General features: G+C 70.9%; 19 protein-coding genes and 3 pseudogenes. 14 read left to right on the forward strand and 8 right to left on the reverse strand.

The genetic code is table 11. From position 1 onward, the window contains the following. Together IE252_RS44540 and IE252_RS31365 are read right to left on the reverse strand one after the other, a co-directional pair. Positions 1–122: pseudogene (locus IE252_RS44540) on the reverse strand (pentapeptide repeat-containing protein); the annotation flags it as partial. 197 nt (positions 123–319) lie between these two features. Continuing rightward, entirely contained in the window at positions 320–661 is a 342-nt protein-coding gene (locus IE252_RS31365; RefSeq protein ID WP_229848902.1) for a winged helix-turn-helix transcriptional regulator, read from the reverse strand. A 72-nt stretch (positions 662–733) separates the two neighbouring features. On the opposite strand from IE252_RS31365, the gene IE252_RS31370 reads away from it, so the two are divergent. Together IE252_RS31370 and IE252_RS31375 are read left to right on the forward strand one after the other, a co-directional pair. Continuing rightward, entirely contained in the window at positions 734–1,195 is a 462-nt protein-coding gene (locus IE252_RS31370; protein ID WP_229848903.1) for a YybH family protein, read from the forward strand. Positions 1,196–1,297: 102 nt separating this feature from the next. Beyond that, positions 1,298–1,792, forward strand: a complete 495-nt coding sequence (locus IE252_RS31375; protein WP_190092821.1) for a GNAT family N-acetyltransferase — start codon at positions 1,298–1,300, stop codon at positions 1,790–1,792. Between the two features lie 38 nt (positions 1,793–1,830). On the opposite strand, the gene IE252_RS31380 is transcribed toward IE252_RS31375, so the two are convergent. Then, positions 1,831–2,724 carry an isopenicillin N synthase family dioxygenase gene (locus IE252_RS31380; protein WP_373298648.1) on the reverse strand — a complete coding sequence of 298 codons (894 nt, stop codon included), beginning with the start codon at positions 2,722–2,724 and terminating at the stop codon, positions 1,831–1,833. Between the two features lie 155 nt (positions 2,725–2,879). Here IE252_RS31380 and IE252_RS31385 point away from each other — a divergent pair, with 155 nt between their 5' ends. Beyond that, positions 2,880–3,935, forward strand: coding sequence for a sulfotransferase family protein (locus IE252_RS31385; protein ID WP_190092822.1), 1,056 nt, complete (start codon positions 2,880–2,882; stop codon positions 3,933–3,935). Positions 3,936–3,984: 49 nt separating this feature from the next. On the opposite strand, the gene IE252_RS31390 is transcribed toward IE252_RS31385, so the two are convergent. After that, the gene (locus tag IE252_RS31390; protein ID WP_190092823.1) at positions 3,985–4,395 is read right to left on the reverse strand and encodes a MerR family transcriptional regulator; all 411 of its coding nucleotides are present in this window, start codon (positions 4,393–4,395) and stop codon (positions 3,985–3,987) included. A gap of 74 nt (positions 4,396–4,469) precedes the next feature. On the opposite strand from IE252_RS31390, the gene IE252_RS31395 reads away from it, so the two are divergent. Then, a complete protein-coding gene (locus IE252_RS31395; protein ID WP_190092824.1) occupies positions 4,470–5,609 on the forward strand; it encodes an alkene reductase in 1,140 nt (379 codons plus the stop codon). A gap of 122 nt (positions 5,610–5,731) precedes the next feature. On the opposite strand, the gene IE252_RS31400 is transcribed toward IE252_RS31395, so the two are convergent. Continuing rightward, positions 5,732–6,379, reverse strand: a complete 648-nt coding sequence (locus IE252_RS31400) for a PASTA domain-containing protein (protein ID WP_190092825.1) — start codon at positions 6,377–6,379, stop codon at positions 5,732–5,734. Positions 6,380–6,562: 183 nt separating this feature from the next. Between IE252_RS31400 and IE252_RS31405 the strand changes: the two genes are divergently transcribed. From IE252_RS31405 to IE252_RS31415, 3 genes are all read left to right on the forward strand, one after another. Continuing rightward, a complete protein-coding gene (locus IE252_RS31405) occupies positions 6,563–7,372 on the forward strand; it encodes a response regulator transcription factor (RefSeq protein WP_190092826.1) in 810 nt (269 codons plus the stop codon). Between the two features lie 123 nt (positions 7,373–7,495). Continuing rightward, positions 7,496–7,873, forward strand: coding sequence for a peptidoglycan-binding domain-containing protein (locus IE252_RS31410; protein WP_229848904.1), 378 nt, complete (start codon positions 7,496–7,498; stop codon positions 7,871–7,873). Positions 7,874–8,175: 302 nt separating this feature from the next. Further along, the gene (locus IE252_RS31415; protein ID WP_190092827.1) at positions 8,176–9,042 is read left to right on the forward strand and encodes a putative RNA methyltransferase; all 867 of its coding nucleotides are present in this window, start codon (positions 8,176–8,178) and stop codon (positions 9,040–9,042) included. 65 nt (positions 9,043–9,107) lie between these two features. Here the strand turns inward: IE252_RS31415 and eno are convergent, their stop codons facing one another. Further along, a complete protein-coding gene (gene eno, locus IE252_RS31420) occupies positions 9,108–10,415 on the reverse strand; it encodes a phosphopyruvate hydratase (RefSeq protein ID WP_190092828.1) in 1,308 nt (435 codons plus the stop codon). Positions 10,416–10,578: 163 nt separating this feature from the next. On the opposite strand from eno, the gene IE252_RS31425 reads away from it, so the two are divergent. The 7 genes and pseudogenes from IE252_RS31425 (at position 10,579) to IE252_RS44360 (ending at position 18,176) form a co-directional block, all read left to right on the forward strand. Continuing rightward, complete coding sequence (locus IE252_RS31425) at positions 10,579–11,001, forward strand: MarR family winged helix-turn-helix transcriptional regulator (RefSeq protein WP_190092829.1); 423 nt, start codon at positions 10,579–10,581, stop codon at positions 10,999–11,001. Between the two features lie 253 nt (positions 11,002–11,254). Continuing rightward, positions 11,255–12,181 carry an alpha/beta hydrolase gene (locus IE252_RS31430; protein WP_373298651.1) on the forward strand — a complete coding sequence of 309 codons (927 nt, stop codon included), beginning with the start codon at positions 11,255–11,257 and terminating at the stop codon, positions 12,179–12,181. Positions 12,182–12,195: 14 nt separating this feature from the next. Continuing rightward, positions 12,196–13,161: pseudogene (locus IE252_RS31435) on the forward strand (peptidoglycan DD-metalloendopeptidase family protein); the annotation flags it as partial. Between the two features lie 37 nt (positions 13,162–13,198). Continuing rightward, the gene (locus IE252_RS31440) at positions 13,199–15,196 is read left to right on the forward strand and encodes a DUF8189 domain-containing protein (protein WP_190092832.1); all 1,998 of its coding nucleotides are present in this window, start codon (positions 13,199–13,201) and stop codon (positions 15,194–15,196) included. A gap of 161 nt (positions 15,197–15,357) precedes the next feature. Then, positions 15,358–16,136 (forward strand): annotated as a pseudogene (locus IE252_RS31445) (serine/threonine protein kinase). A 9-nt stretch (positions 16,137–16,145) separates the two neighbouring features. Then, on the forward strand, positions 16,146–17,612 hold the full coding sequence (locus tag IE252_RS31450; protein ID WP_190092833.1) for a serine/threonine-protein kinase: 1,467 nt from the start codon (positions 16,146–16,148) through the stop codon (positions 17,610–17,612). Positions 17,613–17,750: 138 nt separating this feature from the next. Continuing rightward, positions 17,751–18,176: an endonuclease domain-containing protein gene (locus IE252_RS44360; RefSeq protein ID WP_190092834.1), complete on the forward strand. Its 426-nt coding sequence runs from the start codon at positions 17,751–17,753 to the stop codon at positions 18,174–18,176. Between the two features lie 964 nt (positions 18,177–19,140). On the opposite strand, the gene IE252_RS31460 is transcribed toward IE252_RS44360, so the two are convergent. Together IE252_RS31460 and IE252_RS31465 are read right to left on the reverse strand one after the other, a co-directional pair. Next, complete coding sequence (locus IE252_RS31460; protein WP_373298649.1) at positions 19,141–20,724, reverse strand: amidase; 1,584 nt, start codon at positions 20,722–20,724, stop codon at positions 19,141–19,143. Positions 20,725–20,805: 81 nt separating this feature from the next. After that, positions 20,806–24,303 carry a glycosyltransferase gene (locus IE252_RS31465; protein WP_190092836.1) on the reverse strand — a complete coding sequence of 1,166 codons (3,498 nt, stop codon included), beginning with the start codon at positions 24,301–24,303 and terminating at the stop codon, positions 20,806–20,808. Positions 24,304–24,381: the final 78 nt, after the last annotated feature.

Consider the following 24,381-nt stretch of genomic DNA (forward strand, 5'->3'; position numbering starts at 1 on the left):
GGGCACGGCTCCCCGACGGCCTTGTCGATCGCGAAGTCCGTGGACCGCGAGAACGCCAGCGCGACACAGCACAGGCCGAAGCAGTTCGCACAGTCGGCCCGCAGTTCGGATGTCTCGGACAAGGTGGGTCGTCTCCTGTGCTGTCGGCCCCGGTACGGCTCTCGATCGGACCCGTGACGGATCGCAGGGGCCCGTTTGGGCAGGTCAAGTCTATCTCCTGGGGCTCTTCCCACGGCGTGGACGCCCTGACGCCGACGGCAGGCAGCACGTGCGCGGCGGTGGCCGCCGACGAGGGGAGTGACGGGCGGGACACTCAGAGCTACGCACCGCGCTCCCCCAGCATCTCGCCCGTGCGGTAGAGCTCGATGAGCAGGGGGCGCAGCAACCGGCCGGATTCGGTGAGCGCGTAGCGCGTGCGGACCGGGAACCCCGGGAGGCGCTCCTGGGTGACCAGGCCGCGTTCCCTGAGGAGGTGCAGCCGGTCCGCGAGCACCTTGGGGCTGATGTCCGGCAACCGCTCCCGCAGCGCGCCGAAGGAGATCTCGGCCTGCATCAGCTCGCGCAGCACCAGCGTGGTCCAGCGGCCTGATACCGCCGCCAAGGCGACCTCCACCGGGCAGTCCGCGTCCGGGCGTACCGTGCGGCCCGGTGAGGACGGCACCAGGCTGGTGTCCCAATCCCCATCGTCGGTTTCCGTTTGGTGACCCACGTCAGCGCGGTCTTCACTGGCGTTGTGAACATCAACATGGATATTGCGCACCATCACGACTCTACTGTCGCTCTGACGTCCGACGCGGTGCACCATCCCTCGGTCTTCGAGGCCGCGTTCAACTCCGGCAGCGCGCAGGCCGTCGCCGCCGTCTACGAGCGGAACGCCGTGTTCGTCCCCCGCGCCGGTGAACCGGTCACCGGGGCGGAACTCCGGGCCGCGAACGCCGAGTTCCAGGCGCTGGGACTACCCATAAGCGTCCGCCCCCGGCACACCTACGTCGCCGACGACATCGCGCTGCTCATCGTCGACTGGGTCATCGACGGCGAGGCACCGGACGGAAACCATGTCCACATCGAAGGGACCGCCACGGACGTGGCCCGGCGCGGTCCGGACGGCCTATGGCGGTACGTGATCGACAACCCGTTCGGCACGGCGGACAGCTCCTCGCCTGGCGAATCGGCATCGGACAGCCCGACCGTCTGAAGAGCCGCCTTCGCCCTCGCCGCCGCCTGCGGCGACGAACACTCCCATCGCCGCCGTCGAACTCGTTGGAGGTGGTCACCGGGACCATGACAGCCTGCAGTCATGCGATCCGATGTCACACTCCACCTCCTTGACCGGACTCTCCTCCCGGAATTACTTCATGCCGCGATCGAGGACGCCGATCCGCTCGAAGTGATGCCGCCCGTGGAGGGACCCGGTGGATGGACGCCGGAGCGCCGGTCGGCGTTCCTGCGCTTCCACGAGTCACGCTCGCTGGCGGCAGACCCCGTAGAGATCACTTTCGCCATCGCTGCTTCACAGCGGATCGTGGGAGCAGCCCGGCTGTGCCCCGTGGACAAGCAGGCCGGAGTGGCGGAAGCGGGGGTGTGGATCGGACGGTCTCACCGAGGCGTCGGCGTGGGCGGTGCCGTGTGGAGGCTCCTTTTGGACCGGGCGCGCGCAGAGGGGTTCACATCCGTCTACGTGAGCACGACGCCGGACAACACCGCGGTGCGGGCTCTGATGGATCGTATCGGTGTGGATCTCGTCCGCGATGGCGAGGTGCTCACGGCGTTCGTGAATCTCGGTAACTACTGAACCGGGCAACACCCCCGATTCATGCCGCACGTGGCCGTTCAGTCCGCTGAGATCGCGTCCAGCTGGGCCCGCAGATAGGTGTGTGAATCGACACCCCGGACGTCCGTGCCCGGGTCGCACTCGTAGAAGTACACCAGCGACATCAGTTCCTCCGCCGGACTGTCGTCGGGCGGTGGCAGCACCCGGTGGCGGCCCGGCTTCCAGCGGTCGTCGGACCAACGGGCCATCAGGTCACCGATGTTGACGGTCAGCGCGGCGGGGTCGTACGGGGCGTCCTGCCAGCCGTGCTCGTCCGTGAAGACCTGGAGCCCGCCCTTGCCGTGCTGCCGGTCCAGTACCGTGACCGTGCCGAAGTCGGTGTGCGGTCCGATCCGGAACTGGCCCGGCTGCGCGACGCCGATAGTGTCCGTCCCGGGGTACCAGTTGATGTTGAAGCCCCAGGTCGGGTTTCCGGTGTGCCGGGTGAAGAAGTCCTCGGGGCGCACGAGGGCCACGGCCAGGAGCTCAAGGAGCCGCTCGGAGAGCGCCCGCATCCCGGTGAGGTAGTCGTCCAGCAGCGGCTTGAGCCCCGGGACCTCGGCGGGCCAGATGTTGGGCGCGAACCACTCCGCGTCGACGGCGGCCGTGCCGGTGGGGTGCTCGGCGGCGAAGGACAGGGACTCCTTCAGATCCGGCGGACTCTCCGTGCCCTCGGCATAGCTGTTGGCCTCGGCCCCCGGGCCCAGCCAGCCCCTTCCGCCCACCTTCACGGCGTACGGCTGCTTGGTGGGGGCGGGGAGGTGGAAGAAGGCGCGGGCGGTGTCCCGGATGGCGGTGGGCAGGGACGGATCAATGCCGTGGCCCGTGACCAGGAGGAAGCCGGCGTTCTGGAGAGCGCGGTCGATCCGGGCGGGGTCGGGGGCGGCCAGGTCGATGGTGGGGATGAGGTCCACGGGGGAGATCTCCCCCGGCCCGCCCCTCCCCCAAACTCGGAGCCTGTCGGGCAGGGTCGCTTCCCCCTCCCTGGGAGAGGGGTCGGATGGCGTGCCGGAGGGAAGTCTGCTCGCGATCGCCACGGTCGTCGTCGGAGTCGAAGGAGAGTGCTGACATGCGCACCTTGACCTTCATTGTCGGTACCGGTCGCAGTGGGTCGACCGCGCTGTCGGGCATCGTCCATGCGCATCCGGATGTGCTCAGTCTCAACGAGCTCCTGTCGTCGGTGCAGAGCCGGGGCTTCCCGGAAGGCCGTCTGGACGGTGGGGAGTTCTGGCGGCTGCTGGCCGATCCCAACCCGCAGTTCGAGCGGATGATCCGCAACGGGGTGCCGATGCCGGAGTTCCTCTACACCCGCCGTCCCGGACGCTTCGCGACCGAGACCACGGGCATCCCCGCCCTGTCCCTGATGGTGCTCCCCCACCTGACCGACGATCCGGACGGCTTGTTCGACGAGCTGGAAAAGCAGGTGCGCGGCTGGCCGGACCGGACCGCCGCAGGCCATCACGAAGCTCTGTTCACCCTGTTGTGTACGCGATTCGGGCGCACCGCGGTGGTGGAGCGGTCGGGTTATTCACTGCACCGGGTGCCGCTGCTGCGCAAGGTCTTCCCGCAGGCCCGCTTCGTACACCTGTACAGGGGCGGACCCGACTGCGCGCTGTCCATGAGTCGGCACACGGGCTACCGGCTGATCTACCTGCTGAGGGACATCCTCGCCCGGACCGGCGCCGAGCGCGTGGAGGACCTGACCGAGGACCAGATCCACGCCCTGCCGCCCGAACTGTCGCCACTGCTGACCGAGCACTTCGATCCCGCCCTGGTACTGGACCGCGATCTGCCGCTGGACGGCTTCGCGGCACTGTGGTCGGAACTCATTGTCCAGGGTGTGGCCCACCTCAGCGACGTGCCCGCAGCGCTACGGACCACCCTCGCTTACGAGGACCTGCTCGACGATCCCCGCAAGGAACTCAGCAGGCTGGCCGCGTTCATCGGTGTCGAGCCACTCCCGCAATGGCTCGACGCGGGTGTCGCACGCCTGGACAGCAGCCGCCGAGGCGCCTCCCGGCGGCTGCCCGCGGCCGAACTCGCGGCACTGCGAGAATCCTGCGCCCCCGGCGCGGAGGCACTGGCAGACGACCAGAGGCCGGACCGTACAGACGGATCGGGGTGAGGCTCTTCGCCGCCAGGCGGACTGCCAGTGGCACAACGCGATCGGACGGCTATCCGCGGGCCGCCCCCACCGCGTCGGCGCCGGAGACAGCGGAGGCATCCACTCCGACCGAGGCCGTGGCGATGACCTCGTCCAGGACGTCGCGGGAGCGGATCAGGTCGGTGATCATGCGGTTGATGCGATCGCGTTCCGCAGCGAGTTCGTCGACCAGCCGTGGCGTGGCGATCTCGCTCGGGGCGCCGTCCGCGTCACGCATGCAGGGGAGCAACTGCGCGATCTTCTTGCTGTTCAGCCCCGCGGCGTAGAGCGCCTGGATGCGGATGACCCGGTCGACCGCCCACTCGCCGTAGTGCCGTTGACCACCCGGCGTACGCTCGGACCGCAGCAGCTCCTGCATCTCGTAATAGCGCAGCGACCGCTCGCTCACCCCGCTGCGCCGAGCCAGTTCACCGATCCGCATTTCCCACCTCGCATGTCGACCCAGGACTTGAAGAGCTTGAACCTGACACCTGTGTCAAGTTCTACCGTAACGGCATGACGAACACACGAGTTGACTCCCGCCTCTTCGAACCCGCCCGCCTCGGCGCCCTGAACCTGCCCAACCGCCTGGTGATGGCGCCGATGACCCGCAACCGCGCCGGGGACGACGGTGTCCCGCAGCCGATCATGGCCACCTACTACGCCCAGCGCGCCTCCGCGGGGCTGATCATCGCCGAGGCTTCCACGCCGAACGCCGTGGGGCAGACCTACCCCAACATCACCGCGATCTACAACGAGGCGCATGTGGCCGGATGGCGGGGCGTCACCGACGCCGTACGCGCTGCGGGCGGCCGGATGTTCCTGCAGTTGCAGCACGGCGGCCGGGTCGGCCACCCCGACAACAGCGGGCTGACGCCCGTTGCGCCCTCGCCGGTTGCGCTCCCGGACACGATCTTCACCCCCGGCGGGCACCAGACCTCCGTCGTGCCGCGTGAGATGACGATCGACGAGATCCAGGCCACCGTGGCCGACTTCGCGGCCGCTGCCCGCAACGCCATCGACGCGGGCTTCGCAGGAGTGGAGGTGCACGGCGCCAACGGCTACCTCCTGCACCAGTTCATGGCGCGGGGAACCAACCACCGCACCGACGCCTACGGCGGCTCGGTGGCCAACCGCATCCGGTTCACGGTCGAGGTGGTCAAGGCCGTCGCCGCCGCGATCGGCCCGGAGCGGGTGGGTCTGCGGATCGCGCCCGGACTCACCGTCAACGGCATAGAAGAGGGCGACACCGAGGACATCTACCCGGCGCTCATCGCCGCCCTGGCCGATGCGGGCCTCGCCTACCTGCACGTCGTCTTCGCGGATCCGGACCAGCCCCTCTTCCAGGAGATCCGCAGGACCTGGCCGGGCACGCTGATCGCCAACCCGATCCTCGGGTGGGGGAAGCCGTTGCCGGCCGACGGCGGAAAGCACGAGGGCGAGCGGCTGCTCGCCGCCGGAGCCGACCTGATCTCCTTCGGCCGCCCGTTCCTCGCCAACCCCGACCTGGTCGAACGACTGCGCATCGGCGCACCGCTCAACCCCGTACGGGACCGGGGCCTGATGTACGCCGGCGGTGAGACCGGGTACACCGACTACCCGGCGCTGGCCGACGTCGAGCACCGGGCCGAGACGCCCGAACTCGTCGGAGCGTGACCCCCGCGCGCCAGGGGCCGCCTACCGGACCCGGGTCACCCGTCGTGGGTTTCCGGCAGGCCGGCGGCCCGGATGGTGGGGAACCGGCTGCCCGTTCGGACGGCCGGTTCCTGACGGGCAACTCAGCGACAGGTCCCCCTCGGTGGCAGCAGTCCGATCCTGAGGTCCACCGCGCTTCCGGGGACGGCCAACGTGTTGGCGCCCGGAGTCTGGTCGGAGACCGTGCGGTCGTGATTGCACGTGAAGTCGATGAAGCTGGTCACCCTGCCGACGGTGAAGCCCGCGGAGTTCAGGATCGACTTGGCCGCGGCCTGGGTCTCGTCACGTACGTCCGGCACCCGCGCCAGGTTGAGCTTCTGCCAGGTCGAACCGTTGGACCACCTGATGATGTTCGGCGCCTGAAGCTTCGCGCTGTAGGTGGCGTCGTCGGGGAAGGTGACCAGGATGGTGTCACTGTTGATCACGACACCACTGGCGGTCGGACGGTGCTGGGAGGACATGTCCACCGTCAGGATGTCGTTGACGTCCGTGATCACCGGCCGCGCGGATCCCCCGTCGGTGAACGTGCCGTTGACGTCGAACACCAGCGGTGTGGCCGCCGTGACGGCGGTGCGCGTCGGCGCGGACGCCGTGTGCGCGCCCGCCGCGACGGGTGTGACGGACCCGGGTCTGAGCTGGGCGGCGTGACCCGCTCCTGCTCCCGCCACGTTCAGGGCGGTGGCCAGGGCCGCCGCGAGCAACCCTCCGAAGATCTTGTTGCGGACTCGCATGATGTCTTCCCCCTCGGGGCCGGTTCGGATGGGAGCGGGTACCGGCCCTGTTCCCCCGCGTCAGGGCCGGTCGCGCTCAGCATGGGCGGCCCCGCGGCCCGGCTGCCATACGCGGCTCTGCGTATGCCGCGCACCGCGCCGGCCCGGTAATCTGAGACCGGCCTTCGGGCGAAGGGGGACCTGATGGGACGCTCGTCATCGGTCAGCGACCTGGATCTGCGCACATTGGCGGGGATCGTCACCGAGAAGCGCACCGACGACCCGTCGCAGGGACTGCCGCCGTCTTTGCTCAGCGACCTGATGGGCCAGATCCGCTGTGACGACCTGACCGTCGCGGGCTTCGACAGCCACCGGCAGGCGTGGTGGCTGACACAGGTCGGCCCCGACGGCGACGAGACGCCCGATGAGGCCGCGGACCTGACGCATTGGGAACACTACTGGGACTGCCAACCCTGCAGTTACCCCGACCGCAGCGGCGACCTGAGCAGTGTCGTGACGATCGCGGACTTCTACTCCGCCAGGCAGTGGCACAGCACCGGTATGTACACCGACTACTACCGGCCGCTGGGAATCGAGCACGAGCTCATGCTCTGCATGCCCGCCGGAACGCCGGGGACCGTCGGCCGCGGCCGCACCTTGCGGATGTTCCTGTTCCGTGGGCCCGGCCCGGACTTCTCCGAGCGCGACCGCGCGCTGCTCACGTTGCTCCGACCTCATCTGTACGAGGCATACCTGGACGCCGAACGGCGCCGGCACCCCACTCCCCGGCTCACGCCCCGGCAGTGGCAACTGCTACACCTGCTCGCCGCGGGACACACCAATGTCCAGATCGCCCGCCGCCTCGGCGTGTCGGAGGGAACCGTGCGCAAGCACTTGGAGAACGCCTACCGGCGGCTGGACGTCTCCAACCGCATGGCCGCTGTCACCCGCGCGTTCCCGGAGGGAGTGCCTGGTCCGTTCCCGCACTCCGAGATGCCGCACGTGCAAGGTTGATCGCACTCGGGCGACCCGCCACAGGACCAGCCGTTGTGTTGGGCTCGTGTTGGGGATCTGTTAGCGGGACACGGAAGACTTCGGGAACTGACGATCAGTTGCCTTCCAGATTTTGGGGTTTCCTTGAGCAGCATCTCCCTCAAGCGTCGCGGCGCCTTCCTGTTCGCGACCGCCTCCCTTGTCACCGTCGGCGCGCTGGGCGGCACGGCCCAGGCCGTACCCAACTCCGGCTCGCTCTGGGTCGGCTACGGCAAGGCCAATGCGTACAACAGCGTTCTGTGCGTCCAGAAGCTCTCCAACTCGCTTCACTACCAGACCGGTTACCACGTGGTCGACGAGGACGGCTCCTTCGGCGGCGACACCAACGGGGCGGTCCTGGCCCTCCAGAAGTGGGCGGGCCTGCCGCAGGACGGCATCGTCGGCCCGAAGACCGGCGACGCCATCGTCATAGCCACCAAGGACGCGTACGGCTGCTACTCCTACCTGCCCACCATTCACTGATCCCCAAGTGACTCGTACCCCGTCCGGCTCTCCCAGCGGCGCGAGGGGCGTTCACGGGATCTCGTAGAATCGTGGTGTGGCATTCATGAGCAACCCGCACTACTGCTTCGTCTGATGGCGAGGCGTTGAGGGCGATGCCGGTCGGCGTCGCCCTCCTTGGTGTGCCTGTCGCGTGAACCACGTTTCCGGCGCTGCCTGTACCGAGGTGGCCGGACTCCGGGCCCGTTCCTTCCTGGGGCGGTGACTTTCGCAGCACGTGGGCAGGCACGGTCTCTTCCCTTCGCCGTTGCCAGGAGTGCCTTGTGCCCGTGTCGCTTTGTCCTGCCCTCGAACTCTTCCTCGACCTGCTGCGCTGTCCGAGGTGCCGCGCCCGCCTTCGGCCCGACCTCGGCGCGCTGCGCTGCCCGGCGAGCCACACCTTCGACCTCGCCCGCCACGGCTACGTCGGCCTTCTGACGGGCACCCGCGCCACCAGCGGCGACGACGCCGCCATGGTCCGGGCCCGGGACCGATTCCTCGCCACGGGCACGTACGAACCCATCCGACAGGCCGTGGCCCGGCTGGCGGCCGACGCCGTGCCCGAGCAGGGCACGGTCGTGGACGTCGGGTGCGGTACGGGCTACTACTTGGCCGGCGTACTCGACCAGCTGCCCGGCGCCCGTGGACTGGGCCTGGACACCTCGGTGCGCGCGCTGCGCTCGGCGGCCCGCGTCCATGAGCGAGCCGCCGCGGCGACCTGGGACGTCTTCCGTCCCTTCCCGCTGGCCGACGGGATGGCCGACGCCGTGCTGGACGTGTTCGCCCCGCGCAACCCCACCGAGTTCCACCGGATACTGCGCCCGTCCGGCCGGTTGGTCGTGGTGCGCCCCACCGGGCGGCACCTGGCGGAACTGCGCGGCCGTGGACCCGCGGTGGTCACGGTCGACCCGGCCAAGGAGCAGCGCCTGCAGCAGGCGCTGGCCCCCTTCTTCGAGGCCACTACTACCGAGCGGGTCGAGTACGTCACGTCCCTGACCAGCCCGAAGGCCCTCGACCTGGTGGGGATGACGCCGAGCGCACGCCACCTGGGCCCTGCGGATCTGCACGCTGACGGCTTCCTGCCCGACCAGGTCACCGTCTCCGTGCTGGCCACCGCCTATAGGCCACTAGCGGGCGCACGCGCCTGCTGACCGACGGCCGCGCTGGCCGCCGATCGCGACCGAGGGCCAGCGCGGCCTCTACCTCTGCCCGCTGTTCACGCCCGGCGCAGTGCGGAGCGGCCCGCGAAGCGCGCCGAGTCGCCCAGCTCCTCTTCGATCCGGATCAGTTGGTTGTACTTCGCCGTGCGGTCGGAGCGGGAGAGCGAGCCGGTCTTGATCTGGCCGCAGCCGGTCGCCACCGCCAGATCCGCGATGGTGGTGTCCTCGGTCTCGCCCGAGCGGTGCGACATGACGGCCGTCCAGCCCGCCTGGTGGGCCGTGGCCACCGCGCCCAGCGCCTCGGTCAGGGTCCCGATCTGGTTGACCTTGACCAGGACCGAGTTGCCGACGCCGGTGCGGATGCCCTCGCGCAGCAGCGTCTCGTTGGTGCAGAACACGTCGTCGCCGGTGAGCTGGCAGCGGTCGCCGACGCGGGCGGTCAGCTCGCGCCAGCCGTCCAGGTCGTTCTCCGCCATCGGGTCCTCGATGGAGACGATGGGGTACGTGTCGATGAGCTTGGCCAGGTAGTCGGCGTTCTCGGAGGGGGTGCGGCGCACCCCCTCGCCCGTGTAGTCGTACACGCCGTCGCGGAAGAACTCCGACGACGCCGGGTCCATGATCAGGCCGATGTCCGTGCCCGGGCGGTAGCCGGTGCGCTCGATGGCGGTCATCACGAAGTCGAGCGCTTCCTCGGCGGTGCGCAGCGCCGGCGCGAAGCCGCCCTCGTCGCCGACGCCCGTGGAGTGCCCGGCGGCCAGCAGGTCGCGGCGCAGGGTGTGGAAGACCTCGCTGCCCATGCGTACGGCTTCGGCGAAGGTGTCGGCGCCCACCGGCGCGATCATGAACTCCTGGAAGTCCAGCGGATTGTCGGCGTGCGCGCCGCCGTTGACGATGTTCATCATCGGCAGCGGCAGGAGGTGGACGTCGGCGCCGCCGAGGTAGCGGTAGAGGGGCTGGCGGTGGGCCGCCGCAGCGGCCTTGGCGGTGGCGAGGGAGACGCCGAGGATCGCGTTGGCGCCGAGCCGGGACTTGGTGGCGGTGCCGTCGAGGGCGACCAGCGCGGCGTCGAGACCGGCCTGGTCCGCCGCGTCCCTGCCGCGTACGGACGCCGCGATCTCCCCGTTGACGTGGGCCACCGCGCGGTCGACGCCCTTGCCGTGCCAGCGCGCGGCGTCTCCGTCGCGCAGTTCCACGGCCTCCCGGGCACCGGTGGAGGCGCCGGAGGGGACAGCCGCGCGCCCCAGGGACCCGTCCGCCAGGACGACGTCGACTTCGACCGTGGGGTTGCCTCGGCTGTCGATGATCCGGCGGGCGGTGACGGTCTCGATGGCGGCGTTGATGGTTCCGCCCGTATTCGCGGACATGGGATGTCCTTCCCGTTGTCGTGTGCCGTGGCCCCGGCTGCGACAACGCTGGCGCTGAGCCCGACAAGACCAAACCATACAGCAATGCTGCACAGTTTTGCTGTACAGCATTGCTGTGCAGGTCAGGTGCGCAGCTTTGCTGACCAACGGGGTAAAGTGCCCTATGCCCAACCCGGAAGCCGCCGCCATCGCCGTCGAACTGCGCACCGCGATGGGCAAGCTCACCCGACGCGTCAAGGACGAGGACCGCATACCGCTGGGCCAGGCCGCCGTGCTCGGCGCGCTCGACCGCAACGGCGCCATGACCACCAGCGACCTCGCTGCCGACCAGCGCGTACGCCCCCAGTCGATGGCCCGGTCGGTGGGGCTCCTCATGGAGCAGAACCTGATCACGCGCCGGGCGCACCCCACGGACGGCCGCAAGTCGCTGGTCGAGCTGTCGGACGCGGGCCGGGCCGCGCTCGAAGCGGAGCGCGGCCGCAGGGCCGGGTGGCTCGCGCAGGCCATCGAGGCCGAACTCACCGATGAGGAGCGGGCGTTGCTGGCGCGGAGCGCCGCCCTGCTGGAGCGGCTCGCCACCCGCTAGCGCCCGTCCACCACGGTCCCCGCGGGGCGGGGCATCGTTCCTCAAGCGGACGGTCCCTAGCCCACGCGGGCGGTGTCTGTCAGTCCGTAACCTTCCGGGTTCTCCGCGCGCCGAGCACGTCACTACCCTCCGAAGCGCCTGTCACACAGCGGTCGGTCCCACCGTCGCCGCGCTTCCCCAGGAGGTCACGTTGACCGCGCACCACCCCACCCGCAGGAGCATCCTCAAGTCCGCCGGCGGGCTCACCGCCGCCATGGCACTCGGCGCCGGAGGCGTGCTCGCGGCGGCGACGACGGCAGCGGCGGCCGACGACGGCTTCGGCCTGCACATCGTGGACCGCAACGAGGGCGACCCGAGGATGTGGTACTACCGGTTCCAGACCGACGCGATCGGCTGGAACCCCGGGGTCAACGTGCTGCTGCCCGACGACTACCACTGGAGCGGCCGCACCTACCCCGTCCTCTACCTCTTCCACGGCGGCGGAACGGACCAGGACTTCATCACCTTCGACCGCGAGGGCATCCGCCAGTGGACCGCCGGAAAGCCGATCATCGTCGTCATGCCCGACGGCGGCCACGCCGGCTGGTACTCCAACCCCGTCATCTCCAACGTCGGCCCCCGCAACTGGGAGCACTTCCACATCAATCAGTTACTTCCCTGGGTCGAGGCCAACTTCCACACCTTCGCCGAGTACGACGGACGGGCCGTGGCCGGGTTCTCCATGGGCGGGTTCGGCGCGCTCAAGTACGCCGCCAAGTACTACGGCCACTTCGCGTCGGTCAGCGCTCACTCCGGCCCGGCCAGCCTGCGCCGTGACAGCGGCCTCGTCGTGCACTGGGCCAACGCCTCCGCCGCCGTCCTCGACCTCAACGGCGGCACCATCTACGGCGCACCGCTGTGGGACGAGGCCCGGGTGAACGCCGACAATCCCGTCCAGCGGATCGAGAGCTACCGCAACAAGCGGGTCTTCCTCGTCGCCGGTACCAGTCCCGACCCGGTCAACTGGTTCGACACCGTCAACGAGACGCAGGTGCTCGCCGGGCAGCGCGAGTTCCGCGGTCTGCTCGACCGGGCCGGGATCCCGCACGAGTCGTACGAGGTGCCCGGCGGCCACTTCATCCGCCACGACCTGATGCAACGCGACATCGACGGCATCATCGACCGCCTGCGGAAGGCGTGACGGGAGGACGTCGCATGTCGTTCACCACGTCGCCCCGGCACGCGCTGCGCCTGGGGCTCGTGACGGTCGCGGCCCTGCTGCTCGGCCTGCTGGCCACGGCCCCCTCCGCGAGCGCCGCCCGGGCCGCCGGTTTCGTCGGCGCCTGTCCGACCACCGGTTTCATCTCCCGGTACTACAGCGCCGAACACAACGGCATCGACATCGCCAACGACCGCGGCACCCCGATCTACGCTGTCGGCGACGGCGAAGTGACGATCTCCGGGTACGAACCCGGCTACGGCCAGTGGATCCGCGTCCTGCACCCCGACGGGACCATCACCGAGTACGGCCACATGTACCAGCGGGACGTCCAGGTGGGCGACCACGTGGTGGCCGGTCAGCGGATCGCCCTGATGGGCAGCGAGGGCCAGGCCACCGGCCCGCATCTGCACCTGCGGGTCTGGGCGGACCCGGGTGCGAGCGTACGTACCGACCCCATCCCGTATCTCGCGGAGCGCGGCATCGACATGCCCTGTACGCCCGGCACCGGCCCGCACCCCAAGCCGTTGGAGTACCCGGCGGAGTCGGGACGGGTGGTGTCGGCCCGTTCGGCGGACGGCCGTCTGGAGGTCTTCGCGGCCGGGGCCGACGGCATCCACCACGCCTGGCAGCTGGGGGTCAACGGCGGCTGGTCCGAGTGGGAGCCGCTGGGAGGACCGGGTGGCGCGGAGCTGGCGATCGGCCCGAACGCCGACGGCCGCCTGGAGGTCTTCGCCCTCAACGGGACGGTCGCCCAGCACCTGTGGCAGACCGGTGTGAACGCCCCGTACGGCCAATGGGACACCTTCGGCGGCGGCGGTACGGAAGTCACCGCGGCCACCAACGCCGACGGCCGCATAGAGGTCTTCGGGACAAGCCGCGCGGGCGTCTACCACAAGTGGCAGACGGGGATCTCGACCTGGTCCGAGTGGGCCTGGCTCAACAACACCTCCGGCCCCGCCGTCAACTGACCCCTGAAGGTCCCTCCGGAAGAGAGCCATGCATCCGATCAGCAGGCGGCGCCTGCTGCGTACGGCCGGGGCGGGAGCACTCGTGCTCCCGCTCGCGGCCCGTACCGCCGCAGCCGCTCCCGCCGACGTCCCGCCCCACCAGTGGATCGACGCCGGGCCCTTCATATCCGTCCACGACCCGTCCACCCCCGGCCGACGCTGCTACCTCAACGACCCCACCCTCCTCCAGACAAACGGCCGCTGGCACCTGTTCGGCATCGTCGGCGACAGCGCCGCGCCCGGTCAGGCCCCGGACAGCAGCGCCGAGACCACCTTCGCCCACGCCTCCGCGCCCACCCCGTACGGCCCGTGGACCACCCATCCCGACGCGCTGACCGTCGATCCCGCGTACTACGGCGAACAGCACCTGTGGGCACCCCATGTGATCGAGGCCGCGGGCACCTACATGTTCTACGCCGCGGGCGGAAGCGCCGGGGCCGCCGTCAACCTGGCCACCTCCACCGACCTGTTCACCTGGACCCGCGTGCCGTCGGGACCGCTGTTCCGGGGCCGGGCGGCGCGCGACCCCATGGTGGTGCGGATCGGCGGCGACTGGGTCATGTACTACACCGAGCTCTCCGCCGACGGCCACCACCTCGTCTGCTGGCGCCGCTCCGCCGACCTGCTGCGCTGGAGTGCCCCCGGCACCGCGTTCACCGACGACAGCACCGCCGCCATGGGCGTGTCGGTCACCGAGTCGCCGTACGTCGTCGAACGGGACGGCTGGTTCTACCTGTTCATCGGGCCGCGCGGCGGCTACGACGGCACCGACGTGCTCGCCTCCCGCGACCCCTTCCGCTACACCCTCGACGGATACGCGGGCCATGTGCCCGGCCACGCCGTCGAACCCGTCACCGACGGGCGCGACTGGTACGCGAGCGCCGCGGGATGGTTCTGGCACGGACTCCGCGTCGCGCCGCTGACCTGGCAGGACTCACCGCCCGTGTGGCAGAGCCCGGACAACCCCGTGGCCGCCTCGGACGTCCACGGCCGCCTGAACGTCTTCGCGCTCGATGCCGCCGACCGCTCGATGCTGCGGCGCGTCCAGCTCGACGCGGACGCCGACACCTGGTCGGACTGGGAGCTCTTCGGCGGACCGGCCGGTGCGGTGCCCACGCTCGGCCGCGACGCCGACGGCCGCCTGGAGGTGTTCTCGCTCGCCCCGCGATGCACCAACCTGCACCACAGGGTGCAGCGCCCGGACGGCGGCTGGGACGACTGGGAGGAGTTCGGCGGTCCGGCCGCAGCCGCACCCGCCGTCGCCCGCGACGCCGACGGCAGGCTGGAGGTCTTCGCACTCAGTCCCGGCGGCACCCTGATCGCCCGCCGCCGACAGTCCTCGCCCGGCGCCCCCGTCTGGGACCCGTGGGACGCCGGATTCGGCGGACCCGCCGGAGCACCGCCGGTCGTCGGCGTCAACGCGGACGGACGCCTTGAGGTGTTCGCCCTCACCCGTGGCGGCACGGCGATCCTGCACCGCTGGCAGCAGACACCGGGCGGCGCCTGGTCCCCGTGGGAGCGCTTCGGTACGGCGGCCGGTGCGGCCCCGCGCGTCAGCCGCGACGGGAGCGGACGGCTCACCGTCGCCGCGATCGCCCCGTCCGGCGTGGCGGCCTTCCACCGGCGCCAGTCGGTGCCGAGCGGCGGCTGGGACGACTGGCAGCCGCTGTTCGGCTGGTCGACCACGGCCCCGCTGCTCGTCCCCGGCGCCGACGGCCGCCTCGAAGGCTTCACCCTCGCCCCCGGCGGCGAGCGGCTCGCCCACCGCTGGCAGCTCTCCCCCGGCGGCACCTGGGACACCGGCGAGGACAGCACCGAGTCCGGCGTCGCGCTCGCCACCACCCCCTCGGCGGCGGCCGACGCGACCGGCCGTCTGCACCTGTTCGCGGTCACCGCGGACGGCCGGATACGCACCCGCGTACAGGAACGGCCCAGCGGCGGCTGGCGTCCCTGGACCGCCTTCGGCACCCGCGCCGTCGCCCTCTGACCGGGCCCCCGCCCCGCCTTTCCCCATACGCACAGCTCCCGTTCCGGCGGTCACGGCCGCGCGCCGAAGTGGCGGATGCCACGCGGTGAAACAGCGGAGGCAGGCGGTAACGTTCCCTCTGTCGGACAACGGGGACGGTCGGCGCGCGGGACGGGGGAGCGGTGAGCGGAATTGTCATCCACCTGCCGGAGGGGAACGGCGGCGACGCGACGACGCTGCGGCTCGGCCCCGGAGAGCGCGTCCGGTTCGGCCGGGGTTCGGCCCGTACGCCCGTCGAACTCCGCCTCGACGACGAGTCGGTGTCCCGTCTCGCCGGGGAGATCCGGGCGACGGACGACCACTGGCAGCTGAGCAATCTCAGCGCCACCCACGGCTATCTGGTGGAGAATCCGGAAGGGGCCGGAGAGTACCTGCGCGTCCCGCCGCGCCGCGTCGGCGCGCCCATTCCGTTCGAGTTCTCCCGGGTGGTGCTGCCCTCCCGCCGCGAAACGCCGCTCTCCTTCCAGGTGTTCGCGCCCGACCACGTCTATCTGGACCCGCACGCGCTCGGCGGCGGGTCCTGGGAGAGCCGCACCCTCACCGCGTACTCCCTGGACGAGACCGCCACGTACTTCCTCGTGCTCGTCGCGCTCTGCGAGCCGTGGCTGCGCGACAGTTCACCGGTCGCCGTGCCGACCACCCCGCAGGTCGTCGAGCGGCTCAGCGGCCCTGGCGCCCACGCGGGGCTGACGGCCCGTGCGGTCAGTTCGCACATCGACTACCTCGCCGACGAGAAGCTGGCATCGGCCTCCCGACGGCCACGGACGGCTCCGAACGCGCGACCCGCCGCAACGGCAAGCGCGAGGCCGTCGTCGCCCTCGCCCTGAAGTTCGGGATCGTACGGGAGGAGCACCTCGCGCTGTTACCCCCGCGCACCGAGCCGGCCGAGCACGGACGGTAGGACGCGGTCATGGTGCGGAGGGGGACGGTTGCGGCGGACAGCGGCGAGCCGGAACTCCTGCCGGTGGGGCACCGGATCGGCCCGTGGATCGTCGGCGAACCGATCGGGGCGGGGGGCTGGGCGACGGTCTACGCGGGGCGGCGGGCGGAACAGGCAGCTGCGGACCCGCACGAAGACCGCCTCGCGGACGGCCTCCGGGGCCAGCCGGACCAGGACCAGCCGAACGACCCGGACGTGCACGAGGTCGCCCTCAAGGTCATGCCGACCGCCGGACTCGCACCCCGCCAGGCACGCAACGTGGCCGAGGCCGCCCACCGCGAACTCGAACTGGGCCGAGCGGCGGGCCACCCGAGGCTCGTCCGGCTCCTCGACTCGCTGGTGCTGAGCGCGCCGGACCGGCCGTCCCTGGACGGCGCGATCGTGCTCGTCACGGAGCGCGCCCGGTGCAGCCTGCGCGAGCTGCTCGCGTCATCGGTGACCGACACCGAGTGCGCCCGGCTCGTCACCGGCATCTGCGAGGGCCTGGACCACATGCACCGCAGCGGCTGGGTGCACGCCGACCTCAAGCCCGAGAACATCCTCATCGGCCGGGACGGCCAAGTGCGCCTGTCGGACTTCGGCTTCGCCATCGAGCTGACCGGCACACACGGCTGGACGGCCCCGATGGGCACCCTGGACTACCTGCCGCCCGAGCGGTGGCGGGAGCCGCTCGGCGAGCGCGGCATCCAGATACGGCCCAGCGCCGACATCTGGGCGCTCGGCATCATCATCCACGAGGTGTTCGCCCACGGTGCCTACCCCTTCCCCGGCGCGACGCCGACCGCGCGCGGCGCGGCCGTACAGGAGTACGCCGAGGACCGAGCGGCGTTACGGATGGACGGCACCGTCCCGGAGTTCTGGCGCGCCCTCGCCGCCGACTGCCTCGCCGCCACGCACGCGGCCCGCGCCCCTCACACGGCGGAAAGCCTCCTCGAACGCATCCGGACCCACGCCACCGAAGACGGAACCAGGTGTTCCGGTCCCCGCCGGCCCCGGGTCCGGCGCCGCCTGCGCTTCGCCGCCCTGCTCGTCACCCTCGGCTGCGCGGCGGCGGCCGCCGCACTCTGGGCGTACGGGGGAGCCGACGATGACACCCAAGCGCCCTCCCACATACAGGTGTTCAACGCCGAGCGCGGCTGCCAGGACCGAGCGGACCGCGAACCGCAGTGCAGCCTGGGCCTCGCGATCGACCCGCTGCGGCCCTACACCGCCGACAATGTCGTGGGCACGCGGGTATGGCACGGCGACGTCCTCGACGCGGAGTGCCAACTGCCGCAGGGCCAGCCCATCATCGACGAGGAGGACCTGCGCTCCACCACCTGGTTCCGGGTCCGCCTGCCACGCGTCGGCGCCGCCGCACCACGCCCCCACACGGCTTGGCTGCCGGCCGTCCGCACGAAGGACCGCCCGTCGCTCCCGCACTGCACCGCGCGGTGAGAACCACGGCGACACCTGACCGTCGGGCGCGTCGATGACTCTGGTGCTCGTACTACCGCGGGAAGACGACGGACGGTGACATCGTGGTGAGCCACACAAGCAGTCAGCTCTGACGCGCAACAGGGGGTGGGTCGGCACATGTGGGATGCACTGCTCGGAGCTGAGGTCGATGGATCTCGGATCTGCCCGTGCTGTGGCGGTGAGAACGAGCGGAAGTTCGCGCCGCAGAGGGACGGGAACCCGTACTTCTACTGGTGTGACAGTGCGAAGTGTCGAGCGGATCAGGAGTTCATCCGAAAGCGGGCAGCCCTGCATGGGATGACGCTTGAGCAGTATGGCGAAATTCTTGAGCGGCAAGGCCGACGGTGTCCAGTCTGTGCTGAGCACCTGGGGAAGTTCAACAGGAACACCGTGATCGACCATGATCACGAACACTGCAACAGACCGTACTCATGCGGGGAGTGCGTCCGGGGGATCTTGCATCGAAGCTGCAACTCCCTGATCAGCAAGCTGGAGCGAGACCCCGACATGTTCGACCGGATACGTGAGTACCTAGCCTCCTAGCGCTGGACGCTCGCCGCCACGCCCAGATCAAGACGCACCTCTAGTGACCGAGTACTCAGTGAGCTGGGCATCAGACGCCAGCCCCCCACTGCCATCGCGCCGCGAAGACCAGAGCATTCATCGGGCACGTGGCCTCGGCGGCCACGCCGCACGGGTCGGTGGGGGTGGCGGCGGAGGAGGTGGAGGCGGGGGTGGCTCGTTGCGGAGTAGGGGGATCGGGGTGTGCAGGTGCCAGATGCCCGGGAGGTTCAGTTGGCCCTGTCGTTTCGCCAGTGGGATCTCCTGGACGGAGAGAGACCCCTTCAGCACGCACTCCCCGCTGCGGACGGCCACCAGCTGGGCGTTGCGTACGACGGCGACGAGCCCGCTGATCCGGAAAGTCAGGTCGAGGCCCACATCAAGGGTGCCTATCTTCACACCGTCCAGCAGCACGTCGACGTAGGGGCGATGGCTCGAGGTGATCGCGTGGGTCGCGAGCGCGACGACCCTCGCTGCCTGGGGCGGCACGGGTGCGGCGCGCGGCATCGGTCAGGGCGGCGTGCTTGCGCCAGCCCCCCGCTGCCACGTCGAAAAGGTCCATGCCCAGGAAGGAATCGATGACCGCCGCCATTTCGCGCTCGACCGCCTGATCGGCCGCGGCTGTCAGGGGGCGGGTCCTTCCACTGAGGAGTTCCCTGGCCGCCCCGCCGCCGTGCAGCGGGCCGACCAGGGCTTCGACCGAGCCGGGCTTGTCCCGGCCGAACAGGAAAGCACGGACCGTGTACGGCTCTGTAGCTGCGGCAGTCGTGGTCATGGCTTCACCTCGGCAGAGGCTGATGGCTGAGGGGGCTGATCCAGGCACTACGTCACCCGGGAACCGGCCCCTCAGGCACCGCCACTCCCCTTTAATTCTCCTCCCTCTCGCCGCTCCTCGCTCGTCGTCAGCGACAGGGCGGCCAGCGCCACCGTCCGGTCATGGTCCGGCTCAGTGGACGGCCGGGCCTGCCGACGGCAGATAGCGCGGTGCGCGCCAAGCCCCCAGCCGCCGCTCCACGGCCGCACCCAACGACTGCAGACTCACGTCCTCACGATCGCCCGCCATCAGCAGCAGACCGACCGGGAGTTCACCCACAGAGCCTGCGGGCACCGACAGCGAGGGATACCCGGCGACGGCTGCGGGGGTGGAGGACGGGATCACGTCGTTGTCGCCGCGTGCGCAGTCGGTCGTCCAGGCCGGTGGGTTCGTCGGCGCGGCGATGGCGTCCAGGTGGTGGGCGGCCAGCGTCTCGTCCAGCGAGCGCCGGGCCAGGTCCGTCAGCTCCGCCCGCATGGCGCGGTACTTCGGGTCGGTGGTGGGCGGTGCGGCGAGGGCCTGCTCGAACAGTTCCTGCCCGGCGAAGCAGCTCTGCTCCTGCGGGTACGTGCGGTTGAACGCGATCAGCGCGGCCAGGTCGCGGGGCCCTTGGCGCGTACCGAGGTAGGCGTCGATGTCCCGGTGGAACTCGCTGAGCAGCGCCGGGAATTCGAGCTCGGCCAGTCGGGCCTGGTACGGGGGCGTCACCTCGACGACCTCCGCACCGGCGCCGCGCAGCCTCGCCGCCGTACGGGTCATCAAGGCGTCGACTTCCGGACCGAGCGAGGGCAGTCGCCACAGCCCGATGCGCTTGCCCCGCAAGCCGTTCTGGCGGTCCGTCGCCCTGTCCTGGTGTGCTCCCTCTTCGGTAGAGCGATCGCCCGTGAGCGCGGACAGCGTGAGCGCGGTGTCGATGACGTTGCGGGCCATGGGCCCGGCGGTGTCCTGCTCGGCGGAGATCGGCACCACTCCCTTCTGGCTCACCAGGCCGAGGCTCGGCTTGAGGCCGACCACTCCGTTCATCCCGGCCGGGCAGACGATGGATCCGTCGGTCTCGGTGCCGATCGCCACCTGGGCCAGCGACGCGGCGAGCGCGGCGGCCGACCCGGCGGAGGATCCGCACGGATTGCGGTCGAGGACGTACGGGTTGCGGGTCTGCCCGCCCACGGCCGACCACCCCGATGTCGGCTTCGCCGCCCGGAAGTTCGCCCACTCCGACAGATTGGTCTTGCCCAGGATCACCGCCCCCGCCTGCCGCAGCCGCGCCACCAGAACGGCGTCGTCGCCGGGCGGCTTGCCGGCCAGGGCGAGCGACCCGGCCGTGGTCGGCAGGTCCCGGGTGTCGACGTTGTCCTTGAGCAGCACGGGGATGCCGTCGAGCGGTCCGCGCAGCTTGCCGCTGCGATGCCGGGCGTCGCTGGCCGCGGCCTGCCGCAGGGCCGACGGGTCGGTGTACAGCACCGCGTTGATCTTCGGGTCGACGGTCTCGATCCGCCGCAGGTACGCCCGGGTCAGCGCCGACGACGTCAGGGCCCCCTTGTCCCTGCGCGCCTGCAACTCCGGGATCGTCACCGTGTCGAGGTCGATCCCGTTGAGAGACGACGCTCCGGGCGACGGCGTGTCCGCGGCGCCGACGTCCTGCGCGTTCGACCCCGGCGCGCTCGCGAGCAGCGATCCGGCGACCAGGGCGGCGATCAGTGCACCAACTCCACTCATTCTCATGGGAGTCAGCGCACTACACGCGTACCGTCCGGCGCAAGAGTCGTCCCGGTCCAGAACTCTCACGACAGGGTCCGGTCATCGGTCCCGGGGCGGAGCCTCGGCCAGCACCAGGCGGGCGGCGTCGGCCCACGTGACTGAGGCGGCGAGGCGGCTGCGTACCTCATGCATCCGTTCGAACGCCTCATCGCGGCCGGTCAGGCACTTCTCGATCCGCGCGGCCCATTCCCTGGTGTCGTCCGTGAAGTCGCCCGTGACGGGCACGATCAAGTGGTCGGCTGCGGAGCGGAGTTTCTCGCGCAGCAGCTGCGCCAGTCCGCTCTGGTCGCTGACGAGCACGGGCACACCGCGCAGGATGGCTTCCTGTCCGACCAGGCCGAACGCCTCCGAGCGGGACGGCATCACCACCAGCCCGGCGCGCAGCATGTCGGACTCCAGTTTGCGCGGGTCCGAGGAGTAGGGGCGTACCACCACGCCCAGGCCGGGACAGCCCGACCAGTCCTGAATGAGCTGCTGCTGTTCGTCGGCCTTCTCCGGCGGTGCGCCGCGGACGACCAGCTCGATCGGCTCTCCCGCCGTTCTGGTCCGCAGTTCGTGCACGATTCCGCAGGCCCGGGCGGCGATGTCGACTCCCTTGAGCCGGACGTCCTCGGTGCGGCCGACGAACAGCACCTTGTGCAGCCCCTCCGGCGGCCTGCGGGGCGCGAACGCGCTCCGCGTACCCCTCACACCGGCCGGTCCGGTGGACGTGGGCGCATCGAATCCCGGATCCAGGCGCAGCGGTTCGGGAACTCCGGCGTCCCAGAGCTCGTTGCTGAAACGCCGTTTCAACGCCGGGCCGACCGCGACCACCCGGTGCGCTGTCACCCCCAACTCGCGCTCGATCTCGGTACGTTCCTCCGCCAGCCTGGAGCGGTCGACACCGTCACCCAGCTTGTGCCATTCGATCTCGTCCGGCGCCATGTGGACGAAGTGCAGCCGACGGGCGTGCGGGAAGAAGTCCTCCTTGAGGTGGGCGGCCGCCGGTCCGGTGACGCGGGCGTGTCCGATGACCAGGTCCGGCTGCGTACCGTACGGAAGGGTGGGGCGACGGGTGAGCCGACCGTAGTCCGGGGCTCCCGGCGCGCCGGGGTGGGTGAGCAGGGTGACGCCCTTGTCCTTGGCGTCGGTCACCTCGGAGGCGTCGGCGTCCAGCACGATGCAGAAGACCTGGGCGCCCGCGGCCGCCATCGCCACACACAGGTGCCGGTTGAAGGTGCTCAGCCCGCCGCGCCCCGAGGACCATTCGGTGGCGACGACCAGGACGCGGGTCCGCGCCGACAGGACCTGGACAGCGGCCCGTTCGGTGACCGTCGCCCGATCGAAGTCGTCGAATGCGATGTCCTCGGCCGCGTCGAAGTCCGTCGCCAGATCCTCGTCCGTGGTCATGCCCGCGTCGGCGTCAGCACCCACGTCCTCGTCGGCGGGAGCCCGGGACTCCGCGGCCTCGGGAGCCGCGGTCGCCAGGTCGATGGCGCCGCTGTCGGCCAGCGCCCGCAGCAGCGGCTCCGGCGCCGCATGGCTCAGATAGGCGCTGTCCCGCACGACTTCGTCGAGGATCCGGCCGGCGGCGGCGTGGGTGGCGAGGTGTTCGAGGATGTACGGGTCCGCCGCGGCCCAGTCGCTTCGTCCGTCGGGCGTGCGCGGGACCAGGCGGACCAGTCCCCGGGCCATACGCCACTGTTGCTCCCGCTCGTCGGCGGACGCCCGCAGGAACTCGGCGAAGGCGATGTGGAAGAGCCGGTGAACCGTGGTGCCGTCGGGCCTGGTGCTCTCGACCACGAGGGTGCCCGCCCGGTCGCGGAACCGCCGAAGCTCCTCGGGCGTGCACACTTCGCCGGTCATGGCCTCGACCAGGGGCGCCCACAGTCCGGGAGGCAGGCCCGTTCCCTGCGCGTAGGCGAGCGGCGCCAGCAGGCGTTCCGAGCGTGCCTCGTCGGGGCCGAGGCGCTGGATCTGCGCCCGGAACAGCGAGGGGAGGTCCTCTGCGTCCGCCGGTATGCCGTCGGCCGCCACCGCACCCGCCGTCAGCAGGTGGAGCATCAGGAAGGAGTGGTCCACTTGGCGGTTGGCGTCGTGTCTGAGCTCCGCCAGCACCTCAGAGGCCCGGCTGGGATCCCGAGCCAGTCGATGGGCGACCTGGTACAGGGCGTCCTCGTCCCGGTACTCGGGTGAGTCGAGGTCGAGAACCTCGACGTTCGGGCCCAGTAACCCCAGGTGGGTTGTGCGGGTCGCGACGAGGAGCCGCACTGCGGGAAAGCCGCCGAGCGACCGGACGAAGTAGGCGAGCCCGTCGTCGGACGCGGATGGGGTGATCTCGTCGAGGCCGTCGAGGAGGATGACGACAGGGTCGGTCCGTGCGCTGAGCGCGGCGAGCACGGGTCCTAGGCCCGAGCCGGGGGGCCGACCCAGCGCGGCGGCCAGGTCGGCGATCAGGGACCGAACCCCGTTGACGCCTCGGCCACTGATCGGGATGACGGCCAGTCCCGGCGGGGGCAGCGTCTGGGGCGCGGTGTTCAACCTGGCCGGGCTGTCGGGGTCGGTCAGTGCCAGGAAGCGGCCGAGGAGGGCGGACTTGCCGGACCCCGGCGCGCCGGTGACCGCCAGCGGTGGCACCGCGACGCCGGGCTCCGCCCGCACCCAGGAGGCGATCCGGGCCAGGGCGTTCGTCCGCCCCACGAAGAAGTCGCCCTGCTCGGCGGCGTGCGCGACGCCACGGCTGCGCGCCTCGAAGTGGTCGCGGTGCTCGTGCCGCAGCCGGGCCACACCCACCGGGTCGAGGGCGTCGCGCGGCAGGTCAGGAACGTATCGGGGGTTCGGGAAGAAGACCTCCGTCTCCTCCGTACGGTGTCCGGTGTAGAAGGGTTCGCGAGTCGCCCCCTGGTCCCTGAGGTGGCGTTGCATACCCTCGAGCACATCGGCGAGGGGGAGGTAGCGTTGCCGCGGCCCGGCGGAGGGGTGAGTGAGCGCGTACGTCAAGGCGTCCACCAGGGACACGGCGGCGGCGTCGGTGTTCCTGTTGTATGCGACCAGGTGATACGCGCTGTCCTGGGACCCCGTGTGGGCAAGGGGCACGGCCCATCCGGCCGCCGCGCCGCCACCGGCTCCTGCCGCGCACACGTCGAGGACGGTCAGAATGCTTCCCACACCACTGACCGCGATCGCGGCGGCGAGGTCGTCGGCGGCCAATGACGTGGGCGCCCGCCCTGGTTCGCTGTCCGAAGCGAGCAGTTCGAGGCGCGGCCCGTCGACGACGCCGTGGCCTGCGTAGTACAGGACCAGCACGTCGTCCGGCCCGAGCCGGGCTTCCCTGGTCCAGCGCACCAGACCGGACTTCAGCTGCTCGGCGGTGGGAGAGGTCCCTAGCTCGGAAAGGACGCGCTCGTACCCGAAGTCCGCGAGCAGTCCGGCCACCCGTTCCGCGTCCGCCCCGGCACCGGGAAGGTCCGGCAGGTGCGGTGAGTGGTACTCGGAGACCCCGATGGCCACCACATGGCGGCGCCCCACGCTCCGACGCCCCGCTTCGCCTCCGCTCACACCCGTCCCCTCGCTCCGGCACGCAAGCGGAGACCTGTTGCCACCGCCCCTCCCTCGACGCCCGCGCCCGCTGCCCGT

The sequence above is a fragment of the Streptomyces melanogenes genome, from assembly GCF_014649795.1.
Lineage (GTDB): Bacteria > Actinomycetota > Actinomycetes > Streptomycetales > Streptomycetaceae > Streptomyces > Streptomyces noboritoensis.